General features: G+C 56.5%; 8 protein-coding genes. 1 reads left to right on the forward strand and 7 read right to left on the reverse strand.

Features of this window, described 5'->3' with window-relative positions; all coding sequences use genetic code 11:
- From VN114_RS07355 to VN114_RS07385, 7 genes are all read right to left on the reverse strand, one after another.
- Positions 1 to 1,146, reverse strand: a 1,146-nt coding sequence (locus VN114_RS07355; RefSeq protein ID WP_325513502.1) for a ribonucleotide-diphosphate reductase subunit beta, incomplete at its 3' end; no start/stop codon positions are given.
- Between the two features lie 153 nt (positions 1,147 to 1,299).
- Complete coding sequence (locus VN114_RS07360) at positions 1,300 to 4,203, reverse strand: ribonucleoside-diphosphate reductase subunit alpha (protein ID WP_325513504.1); 2,904 nt, start codon at positions 4,201 to 4,203, stop codon at positions 1,300 to 1,302.
- Between the two features lie 364 nt (positions 4,204 to 4,567).
- Positions 4,568 to 5,203: a 1,6-anhydro-N-acetylmuramyl-L-alanine amidase AmpD gene (gene ampD, locus VN114_RS07365; RefSeq protein ID WP_325513506.1), complete on the reverse strand. Its 636-nt coding sequence runs from the start codon at positions 5,201 to 5,203 to the stop codon at positions 4,568 to 4,570.
- Positions 5,190 to 6,647, reverse strand: a complete 1,458-nt coding sequence (locus VN114_RS07370; RefSeq protein ID WP_325513507.1) for a sigma-54 dependent transcriptional regulator — start codon at positions 6,645 to 6,647, stop codon at positions 5,190 to 5,192. The genes ampD and VN114_RS07370 overlap by 14 nt, the downstream gene beginning before the upstream one ends.
- 37 nt (positions 6,648 to 6,684) lie before the next feature.
- Positions 6,685 to 8,382 carry a sensor histidine kinase gene (locus tag VN114_RS07375; protein WP_325513509.1) on the reverse strand — a complete coding sequence of 566 codons (1,698 nt, stop codon included), beginning with the start codon at positions 8,380 to 8,382 and terminating at the stop codon, positions 6,685 to 6,687.
- Between the two features lie 3 nt (positions 8,383 to 8,385).
- Positions 8,386 to 8,622 (reverse strand): PP0621 family protein, encoded by a 237-nt coding sequence (locus tag VN114_RS07380; protein ID WP_325513511.1) that lies wholly within the window; start codon positions 8,620 to 8,622, stop codon positions 8,386 to 8,388.
- On the reverse strand, positions 8,619 to 9,428 hold the full coding sequence (locus tag VN114_RS07385; RefSeq protein ID WP_325513514.1) for a cytochrome C assembly family protein: 810 nt from the start codon (positions 9,426 to 9,428) through the stop codon (positions 8,619 to 8,621). The genes VN114_RS07380 and VN114_RS07385 overlap by 4 nt, the downstream gene beginning before the upstream one ends.
- A gap of 270 nt (positions 9,429 to 9,698) precedes the next feature.
- Here VN114_RS07385 and ffh point away from each other — a divergent pair, with 270 nt between their 5' ends.
- On the forward strand, positions 9,699 to 11,069 hold the full coding sequence (gene ffh / locus VN114_RS07390; RefSeq protein ID WP_325513512.1) for a signal recognition particle protein: 1,371 nt from the start codon (positions 9,699 to 9,701) through the stop codon (positions 11,067 to 11,069).
- Positions 11,070 to 11,217 lie beyond the last annotated feature (148 nt).

Raw genomic sequence — 11,217 nt, forward strand, 5'->3', positions numbered from 1 at the left:
GTTCAGTGCACCACCGGTCTGGTATTCGATCACACGTGTCTCGAAGAAGTTGCGTTCTTTTTTCAGATCGATCATCTCGCTCATCCAAGGGAACGGGTTTTCCTCTTGTTCGAACATCGGTTCTAAACCGATTTGTTGTGCGCGACGATTTGCGATGAACCGCAAGTAGCCTTTGAACATCGGGGCATTCAGTCCGAGCACTCCACGCGGCATTGTATCCTCTGCGTAACGATATTCCAACTCTACTGCACGTAAAAACAACGCTTTGATCTCGTCGCGAAATTGCGGCGTCCACAGATGCGGATTCTCCATCTTGATCGTGTTGATCAGATCGATTCCGAAATTGCAGTGCATCGATTCGTCGCGCAGGATGTACTGATACTGCTCAGCCGCACCCATCATTTTATTCTGGCGACCGAGCGCGAGAATCTGTGCAAACCCGACGTAGAAGAACAGACCTTCCATCAGGCAGGCGAATACGATCAGCGAACGCAGCAGTGTCTGATCCGTCTCGAGCGTACCGGTCTTGAATTCCGGATTGGTCAGCACTTCGATGAACGGAATAAGGAACTGATCCTTGTCGCGAATCGATGCGATTTCGTTGTACGCGTTGAAGATTTCGCCTTCGTCGAGGCCCAGCGATTCGACGATGTACTGGTAGGCGTGGGTGTGGATGGCTTCCTCAAAAGCCTGGCGCAGCAGATACTGGCGGCATTCCGGTGCCGTGATGTGGCGGTAGGTGCCGAGCACGATGTTGTTGGCCGCCAGCGAATCGGCAGTGACGAAAAACCCGAGGTTGCGCTTGACGATGCGACGCTCGTCTTCGGTCAGACCGTTCGGGTTCTTCCACAGCTCGATATCGCGCTGCATGTTGATTTCCTGCGGCATCCAGTGGTTGGCGCAGCCGGCCAGGTATTTGTCCCACGCCCATTTGTACTTGAACGGAACCAACTGATTGACGTCGGTCTGGCCGTTGATGACACGCTTGTCGGCAGCGTCCATGCGACGTGCCGGACTGGCGATCGCTTCTGCAGGTTTCGCGACCAGCGCGGGATTCAGCGCGATGTCCTGATGTGCGTCACGCACCGGCTGCAATGCCGGTTGCGGTGCCGCCTTAGGCGTTTGGTCTTCGTCCCAACTTAACATATTCAATTCCTCGTTTTATTCTGCTGCCGCACTGCCCTTGTTCTGACTTTGTCAGCTTTTATTGCTGCAAGTTCATTGCTCAGGTTCAGTACATCGGTGCGGTGCTGCAGCAGATGGTCTTCTGTTTGATTTCTGATCAACGCATTGGCCAATTTATTGGCAGGCTTCGCATTCCTCGAAACCTGGATCGCCGGGGCGCAGCATGCAGGCTGGGCCATCCGCTTCCGGAGCTGCCGCCTGAGCGCTGGAACCCATGCCGGCACCGGAATCCACCGCGTTCAGCGCGCCGGTTTTCGATGTCGATTTCTCGGTATGGGTTGCGCCCATTGTGCGCAGGTAGTACGTGGTTTTCAGGCCGCGCAACCATGCGAGTTTGTAGGTTTCGTCCAGCTTCTTGCCGGATGCGCCTGCCATGTAGATATTCAGCGATTGCGCCTGATCGATCCATTTCTGGCGGCGCGATGCAGCTTCGACCAACCATTTCGGCTCGACTTCGAATGCAGTGGCGTAGATATCGCGCAGGTCCTGCGGGATGCGGTCGATCTTGGCCAGGCTGCCGTCAAAGTATTTGAGGTCGGAGATCATGACTTCATCCCACAGACCACGTGCCTTCAGGTCGCGCACCAGATATTCGTTGATCTCGGTGAATTCGCCGGACAGGTTCGATTTGACGTACAGGTTTTGGTACGTCGGTTCGATACAGGCCGAGACGCCGATGATGTTCGAGATGGTCGCTGTCGGTGCAATTGCCACGCAGTTCGAATTGCGCATGCCGAACTGCTTGATGCGTGCGCGCAACGGTGCCCAATCCATCGATTCGGAAAAATCGGCGTCCAGATAACCGCCGCGTTCTTCGGCCAGCAGCTTCAGCGAATCCTGCGGCAGGATGCCGCGATCCCACAGCGAGCCGCGGTACGAACTGTAACGGCCGCGCTCTTCCGCCAGTTCGGTGGAAGCCAGATAAGCGTAGTAGCAGACTGCTTCCATCGAGTTATCGGCAAATTTCACGGCTTCATCGGATGCATACGGCACACGCATCATGTGCAGGCAATCCTGGAAACCCATGATACCGAGGCCGACCGGACGATGGCGCAGGTTCGAATCGCGGGCCTTCTTGACGGCGTAATAGTTGATGTCGATCACGTTGTCGAGCATGCGCATTGCGGTACGAATCGTTTTTTGCAGCTTTTCGTGATCCAGCTTGCCGTCTTTCATGTGCGCCGGCATGTTGACCGAACCCAGATTGCAGACCGCGATTTCGGAATCGTTGGTATTCAGCGTGATCTCGGTGCACAGGTTCGAGCTGTGGACGACGCCGACATGCGACTGCGGCGAACGGATGTTGCACGGATCCTTGAACGTGATCCATGGATGACCGGTTTCGAACAGCATCGACAACATCTTGCGCCACAAATCCAGCGCCTGTACTTTCTTGAACAGCTTCAATTCACCGCGCGCAGCCTTGGCTTCGTAGCCGGTATAGGCTTCTTCGAATGCCTTGCCGACCTTGTCGTGCAGATCCGGTGCGTCGGATGGCGAGAACAGCGTCCACTCGCCTTTTTCCATTACCCGCTTCATGAACAGGTCGGGAATCCAGTTCGCGGTATTCATGTCATGCGTACGGCGGCGATCGTCACCGGTGTTCTTGCGCAGATCGAGGAATTCCTCGATGTCCATGTGCCAGGTTTCCAGATAGGCGCAGACTGCACCTTTACGTTTGCCACCCTGGTTGACTGCAACGGCGGTGTCATTGACGACTTTCAGGAAGGGAACCACACCTTGCGAACGGCCGTTGGTGCCTTTGATATGCGCGCCGAGCGAACGGACTGGCGTCCAGTCGTTACCCAGACCGCCGGCGTATTTCGCCAGCAATGCGTTTTCCTTGATCGCTTCGTAGATACCGTCGAGATCATCGGCCACGGTTGTCAGGTAGCACGACGACAGTTGCGAACGTTGCGTGCCGGAGTTGAACAGCGTCGGTGTCGAGCTCATGAAGTCGAAGGTCGACAGCAGGTTGTAGAACTCGATTGCACGCTCTTCGCGGTTGATTTCCTGCAATGACAGACCCATTGCGACGCGCATGTAGAACGCTTGCGGCATTTCGATGCGGGTGTCGCGGATATGCAGGAAGTAACGGTCGTACAGCGTTTGCAAGCCGAGATAACCGAACTGCAGATCGCGTTCCGGCTTGATTGCGTCAGCCAGTTTTTTCAGGTCGAACTGGGCCAGCTTGGCATCCAGCAGTTCGGCATCGATGCCCTTCTTGATGAATTTCGGGAAGTATTCAATATAGTGTGCAGGCGCGTCGGCTTGCGCGACTTCCTGACCGAACACCTCCTTGCGGATCGTGTGCATCAGCAGACGTGCAGTAACGGTGCTGTATGCCGGATCTTTTTCCATCAGTGCGCGTGCGGCCAGGATCGCGGATTTGTGCAGTTCTTCGACCGGCACACCGTCGTACAGGTTCTTGACGGTTTCGTTCAGGATTGCAGTGGCATCGACGTGTTTTTCCAGGCCGATGCATGCCGCATTGATCAGGTCGCTGACCTGACTCATTTCCAGCGGACGACGCTGACCGTTTTCAATCACGTGCAGTTGCTGCGAATTCTCGGCAACCGGCTTTGCTGCCTGCTGTTGCGCGCGCTCTTCCATGCGCTTGGCGCGATACAGCACATAGGCACGAGCGACGTCATGTTCGCCGGAACGCATCAGGGCCAGTTCGACCTGATCCTGAATGTCTTCTATATGGAAGGTACCGCCAGCTGGTTGGCGACGCACCAATGCGTTGACAACATTGTCGGTCAACTGCTCGACCAGTTCGCGCACGCGTGCGGATGCGGCGCCTTGCCCGCCATTAACCGCCAGAAAGGCCTTGGTCACGGCGATCGAGATTTTCGACGGTTCGAAACCGACAACAGCGCCGTTACGACGAATGATGCGGTAATCGCCCAGACTCGCGGCGTTGGTGCTGACGGTCGACGGTGCAACCGCGAGAGGCGCGACGTTGCCGATATCGGCCGATGATGATTTAGTTGAGATTTCCTGTGCAGAGTGCATGGAGACTCCTTTGTGACGTTGCCGGCAATACTTGCCTTGTTTTTAAGAGAAAACCGGAGCGTGCCGGTTTCGCGAACATTCTGTGAATAACTAATCGTGCTCAGAATCGCATGCTGCAAATGTCATGCCGATTCTGCATTAAGAGCGTTTATTCAGCGTCCCCACTATATATATATGTATACACACCACATTTGCGACGACACCGGACAAAGCCGGGAAGAATCACATTGATAACCTACTACATCTAGTAAGGAAACCATGATTGGCACTAATTCTAGTGCCTGAAACTCAGACGTGCAATCCCTTTATCGTCCGTTTGAAGATATATTTTTTAACAAAACGGCGGATTGCGGTATGGCATTTTTTACATTGCCCGAAATGTCAGGCAGATGCTGGCGGCATCCGCCTTGGTCGTCGCAGGCTGGCGCTCGAGATAGCGTGATTGATATACATCCCAATTGAAAAAAGGCCCCGGATCTGTCTTGCGTCCCGGTGCAATATGCTCATGACCGGTGACGTTTTTCAGCGGATAGGCCGCCGCCAGCGCCGTGGTCAATGCTGCCAGCGCGGCATACTGCGCCTCCTCGAACGGCTGATCGTCCGTACCTTCGAGTTCGACGCCGATGGAAAAATCGTTGCAGCGCTCCTGCCCGCAAAAATTCGACGCGCCTGCATGCCAGGCTCGATGATTCGCCGAAACGAATTGCACTACCTCCCCATCGCGCCGAATCAGGAAATGCGCCGAAACCCGCAATGAACGCAACTGATCAAAGTACGGATCGGCATCGTAATCAAGCCGGTTCATGAACAGATCTGTAATGAACGGCCCGCCGAATTGTCCCGGCGGCAGACTGATGTTGTGAATGACGAGCAGATCGATTTCAGTGCTTTCGGCACGCAAATCGAAATTCGGCGACGGCTCCCGCAACACGCCTTCTGCCCAGCCGTCCGCGTCGATACGGAACGACGATACGGAATGCGATGCGTCAGTCCGGTGCATGAATGTCCAGCCGCTGCATGCGATAGCGCAATTGGCGGAAGCTGATGCCCAGCAGTTCCGCCGCCTGTGTCCGGTTGAAATGGGTCTTCGCCAGCGCCCGGCGGATGATTTCTCGTTCGACCTCGTCCAGATGGTCAGGCAGGGATTCCGGCAGATCATTTTCCGCCGGCGGCACTGTAGTTTGATCTGGCGGCGGCTCCAACAGATCGCCTGCTGCGGGCAAAACCATGGCAGCCGTCATCGAAACGTCAACAGGTTCGTTACGAGCAACCACCTCCGTTGTTTGCGGCTGCGCCTTCAATACCAGATCCGTCACTTCGATCAGACCGTCATTGGCAAAGGCAAGCGCGCGTTCCAGGATATTTTCCAGTTCGCGTACATTCCCCGGGAAAGAATAACGGCGCAACGCGTCCAGTGCCTCCGGCGCCAGCGCCGCCGGCTGCCCGCCACTCAGGCGCGCCAGGATGATGTCGGCCAGCAAGCCGATATCGTCCAGCCGCTCACGCAAAGGCGGTAAATGCAGCTCGATCACGTTCAAGCGGTAATACAGATCCTGACGGAACGTCCCGCGTCCCACGCAATCGTGCAGGTTTTGGTGCGTGGCGCTGATGATGCGCACATCGACCGGCTCTTCCGCCGTCGCACCGACCTTGCGCACGCGACGCTCCTGAATCGCGCGCAACAATTTGACTTGCATCGCCAGTGGCAGATCGGCCACCTCGTCGAGCATCAATGTTCCGCCGTTGGCCGCCTGGAAAAATCCGTCACGATCATCCGTCGCACCGGTAAACGCGCCCTTGCGATAGCCGAAAAATTCGGCTTCCATCAACGTCTCCGGAATTGCGCCGCAATTGACGGCGATGAACGGTTTGTCGCACCGTGCACTTTGCGCATGAATGTCGCGCGCGGCCAGTTCCTTGCCGCTACCTGATTCACCACTGATTGCGACCGGCGCCATGCTGCGCGCCAGACGGGAAATCTGCGCGCGCAAGGTCTGCATCGCCTCCGACTGCCCGATCAGGCGCAACGAAGCCGGTTCCGCCGCTTTTTCATTACGCTGATCGCCACTGCCCGCTTCACTGATACGCAGTGCGGAACGCACCATGACGCGCAGCTGTTCCAACCCGACTGGTTTGGAAAGGTAATCGAAGGCACCTGCCTTCAATGCAGCAACGGCATTATCCGCACTGCCAAAAGCGGTGATAACGGCCACCGGTGTGTTTTTGTACTGCGTATTGATTTCCTGCACGAGCTCGATGCCTAGGCCGTCCGGCAAACGCATGTCGGTCAGGACCAATGCGTAGTCCGCACTTTTCAGGCAATCGCGTGCGACAGCCAGGTTGGGGGCGCTATCAACGTCCAGTCCCATTTTGACAAGCGTGATTTCCAGCAATTCACGCAAGTCGGCTTCATCGTCAACAATCAGGATACGGGGGGAGGTCATTGCTTGCGGCTTTAATCCATCAACGGTTCATAAACGATCAGGCGACATCGTCGGCGGCAAACGTAATGACGAAGCGACCGGATGGCGAACTGTTCTCGCCCTCGCTACGATATTCGTAATTCAGCATTGCGCCATTGTTCAGGCAGAGTTCACGCGCCAGATACAGTCCGAGTCCTGTTCCCTTGCTCGATGTCGTATAAAAAGGCTCGAACAGATGGGCTCGCACCGTGGCGCTGATTTGCGGCCCGTCGTCGCATATATGCAGTTCCAGTCGGTGTCCAGCCCCTGCCACAATTTCGACACGAATACTGCCCGGCGCACCGCTTGCGTAGCGTAACGCATTTGTCAGCAAGTTCAAGATGATTTCACGCAAATGCAACGGATCGAACCGGACCCTGTGCGGTGCAAGATCAACGATTGCAATCACGCCATCCTTCGCAGCGCGCGTCTCTCGCAATTCGTTCACGATATCTTCCAGCAACGGTGCGAGCGCGAGCGGTTCCTTGTATTGATGCGCCTTGCGCGACAGCTTGAGGATATCCTCGATCATCCGGTTAAGACGGGCAACATTGTCGGTAATGATCTTCAGCATCCGCTGGCGTGCCGCCTCTGTTTCATCCTCGCTCAACAGTGACGCGGCGTGGCCGATTGCCGATAGCGGGTTGCGCACCTCGTGCGCAATACTGGCCGTCAGCCTGCCCATCGATGCCAGCTTCAATTGCTGTGCCTGATTTTCTATTTCAGTTACATCCTGCAGAAATACCACCACGCGTTCTTCCTGAACGCCAGCGGTATCCGCGCGAGCAAATCGCAGTTTCAGACGCGCGGCCAGCTCGCGACGCCCGCCCCATATCGTCGTACCACCCTGCAACGTGGATTGTTCATTGTGCTTGAGGAGAACAAAAGTCGGTTTGGCCTGCGACTGCCCTTGCGTTGTCGCATGCAAGCCGGCATTCGCGCTCCACGCCGCATACGCCTCGGCAATCGGCGTCAACCAAACCATGTCCGACAACTTCCCATAGGTCTTTTCATGCGGGAAAGTTAGGCCAAGCATGCGGGCAGCGGCAGGATTGCTGGTCAACACACGCCCTTTGCGATCGAGAACAAGCACACCGTCGTCCATGTCGGCAATGACGAGGCGATTGATTGCCTGTTGTACATACAACGCCTTGCCCCGGCCACGTGCCAGCGACTCCTGCTTGATCAGGCGATCTGCCAGACGATTGATTGCAAAAATGACGACGAAGAATGCCGCGCCGTACAGGCCTGCCTGGGAGGAAGAAATATCCGCGTTGGCATTCAGCAGCTGATAGCCGTTTTCGGCAAGCATTACCAGCGTGGCGATGGAGACGAAGAACAATGCCAATACCAATGGAGCGAGAATCGCGCCGCCAGCCAACGGGAACAAATACAGAATCGCCAGTCCGCTCTTGATGCCACCCACTGAAATGTACAGCAGGGAAATTGCAGCCAGATCGACTGCGATCTGCACACTCACCTGCAGTAAAAAGCGTCGTCGCGCATACGTCGCCAGAAGGACAAACACCAGAGCCAACGCCATATAGATGACGCAAATCGTCCAGAATTCCTGCTGATAACGCACAACCTTGCTGCCGGCCCAGCCAAAATAACCGAACAGCACGGCCACGATGACCATGCGCGTCAACGCGAAGGTTTGCAGCGTGCGCCAAAAGGTGTCACGCGTATCTTCGAAAATCGGTTCGGATTGCTTCATGTATCAGTGGACGGCGTGTCGCTGGCGATGCTCGCTGCTGCAGTACGCAGTATTCGATGCATCGAATACCGCCTCCGATGCAGGAAAGTGTGTGCCGCAATCTGCGCAGCGCAGCATCACTTCAATTTCACGCTTGGCGGAGGAAGGTGCAGGCGACGGTGCCGCCGGCGACGATTTCTTCTTGCTGCGCAGCACCCAGATCACCGCCGCGATCAGTCCCGCCCACAACAGGAACTTCATATCACGCTCCGGTGAAGAACGACTTCCAGAACGAAACGGCTACCCACGTATGCCAGCAACAGCAACGTAAAACCGATCAGCGTAAAACTCAACGCCGTCTTGCCGCGCCAGCCACGCCACCTGCGCCCTGCCAGCAGTACGCCGAACAACACCCAGGACAGCATCGTGAAGACCGTTTTATGATCCCATTTAAAGGCCTGACCGAACAATTCCTCCGAAAAAACCACGCCCGAAACAACCGTTAGCGTCAGCAGCAGGAAGCCGAAACCGATCAGCCGGAACAACAGTTTTTCCATGGTCAGCAATGCCGGCAGGCGATCGATCGCTAATGCAAACCAGCCCGATTTCTGCGGACTCAATCGTGTATGAAGCTTGGATTCCTGCAATGCCATCAACACCGCGTGAAAAGCTGCGATCGTCAATGTACTGTAAGCCAGTGTCGCAATGGCAATATGCCACGGGAAGAGCGCCGTTTTTCCTTCCAGCGAAATGACAGTGCCGGGAAAAATGGCCGGCAACAATACCGCCAATGCCGCGCACGGCAACACCAGTACCCGCAAACCATCGAGCGAAAAATTACGATTTTCCAGCCAGTAGGCAGCCACCGAAATCCACAGCGTTCCCGACAGCATGATCGCAAACCCCATTCGCAAGGAGTCCGGCGCGACGACGTCGGCCCATAGGGCGCCGCCATGCAGCAGCCAGCCGGTCAGCGTACCGATCGAAATTGCCAGGCGATTTTTCGATGGAAGAAAAGCGCATACCGCATCACACAACGCGGCCAGCACAAAGAAGTATGTATGCATCATTCGAGTTTACACCATGTGATTTCAGCGCCTGCGGAGTTTCAGGCCAGCATTGTGCCGCTCGACACCAAGAAGTTGACGGCAAACATTGCTATCGCGACATTACCATCAGCGCGCCTGAAACGCATGGTCCGGATCGAACCGCGACTTGCGGGTTTGCCAGCATGTTCTCTCTGCGACCGCAAGCACGCATCAGGTAAAATGACGGTTGTTTCGCCGCTGCGTTTATAGTGGCTTCGTTGTTCACCCCGCTTTCTTACCGTTCCCAAGATGCTCGACAATCTCACCCAACGCCTCGCCAAAGCCGTCAAGACCATGCGCGGAGAAGCGCGCCTGACGGAATCCAATACCGCTGACATGCTGCGCGAGGTACGGCTGGCATTGCTCGAAGCCGACGTCGCACTGCCTGCCGTACGTGAATTCATCGCCCGCGTGAAGGAAAAGGCGATGGGCGAAGACGTGATTGGTTCGCTCACGCCGGGCCAGGCACTGGTCGGCGTTGTCCAGCGCGAGCTGGCTGCATTGATGGGCGCCGATCTGGGCCCTGAAGCATCGCAACTCGATTTCGCCACCCAGCCACCAGCGATCATCCTGATGGCCGGTTTGCAGGGCGCGGGCAAGACCACCACCGTCGGCAAGCTGGCAAAGTACCTGCGCGAACAGAAGAAAAAGAAAGTCCTGACCGTTTCTGCCGACGTTTACCGCCCTGCCGCAATCGGCCAGCTACAGACCGTGACAGAACAGGTCGGCGCCGATTTCTTCCCGTCGCAACCAACCGACAAACCGGTCGATATCGCATTGGCCGCTCTGGATTACGCCAAACGGCATTATCACGACGTTCTCATCATCGATACCGCCGGTCGCCTCGGTATAGACGAAGCGATGATGCAGGAAATTGCCGCCCTGCACGCTGCCGTCAAACCGATCGAAACATTGTTCGTCGTCGACGCCATGCTCGGCCAGGACGCCATCAATACCGCCAAGGCATTCAGCGATGCATTGCCGCTGACCGGTGTCGTCCTGACCAAACTCGACGGCGACTCGCGCGGCGGCGCGGCGCTGTCGGTGCGCCACATCACCGGCAAGCCGATCAAGTTTGCCGGTGTTGCCGAAAAAATGGACGGGCTCGAAGCTTTCGATCCGGCGCGTATGGCCGACCGTATTCTCGGTATGGGCGACATCCTCGCGCTGGTCGAAGAAGCGCGCAAAGGCGTCGATGTGGAAGCGGCCCAAGGCCTGGCGCAAAAGATCAAGGGCGGCGGCAAATTCGATCTGAACGACTTCAAATCCCAGCTCGCGCAGATGAAGAAAATGGGCGGCATGTCCAATCTGATGGACAAACTCCCCGCCCAGTTGCAGCAGGCTGCCAGTGGCGCCAACATGGGAATGGCCGACAAACAGGTCGCCCGCATGGAAGGCATCATCAACTCGATGACCCCGTCCGAACGGGCAAAACCTGATCTGATCAAGGCCTCTCGCAAACGCCGGATTGCCGCCGGCGCCGGCGTTCAGGTGCAGGAAGTCAATCGCATGCTGGCGCAGTTCGACCAGATGCAATCGATGATGAAAAAGCTCAAGGGCGGCGGCATGATGAAGATGATGCGCAGCATGAAAGGCATGCTGCCAGGCGGCATGCGCTGAGTCTGTGCGCATCGCCAAAAAGCCGGGTACGCCCGGCTTTTTTATTGGCACAGCCGTCAGCGGCACGGAGCGGAATCGAGCCTCTTCTCGTACGCCCGCATCGAATTTACCCGCGCCTTGCCGCCTTGCGGATTGCGCTGCTTCGATG

The sequence above is a fragment of the Oxalicibacterium sp. genome (genome assembly GCF_035565035.1).
GTDB lineage: Bacteria > Pseudomonadota > Gammaproteobacteria > Burkholderiales > Burkholderiaceae_D > Oxalicibacterium.

Excerpts from the sequence above, each read along its gene's own strand:
- VN114_RS07360 (WP_325513504.1), bottom strand. The coding sequence starts at position 4,203 with ATGCACTCTGCACAGGAAATCTCAACTAAATCATCATCGGCCGATATC.
- ampD (WP_325513506.1), bottom strand. The coding sequence starts at position 5,203 with ATGCACCGGACTGACGCATCGCATTCCGTATCGTCGTTCCGTATCGAC.
- VN114_RS07370 (WP_325513507.1), bottom strand. The coding sequence starts at position 6,647 with ATGACCTCCCCCCGTATCCTGATTGTTGACGATGAAGCCGACTTGCGT.
- VN114_RS07375 (WP_325513509.1), bottom strand. The coding sequence starts at position 8,382 with ATGAAGCAATCCGAACCGATTTTCGAAGATACGCGTGACACCTTTTGG.
- VN114_RS07380 (WP_325513511.1), bottom strand. The coding sequence starts at position 8,622 with ATGAAGTTCCTGTTGTGGGCGGGACTGATCGCGGCGGTGATCTGGGTG.
- VN114_RS07385 (WP_325513514.1), bottom strand. The coding sequence starts at position 9,428 with ATGCATACATACTTCTTTGTGCTGGCCGCGTTGTGTGATGCGGTATGC.
- ffh (WP_325513512.1), top strand. The coding sequence starts at position 9,699 with ATGCTCGACAATCTCACCCAACGCCTCGCCAAAGCCGTCAAGACCATG.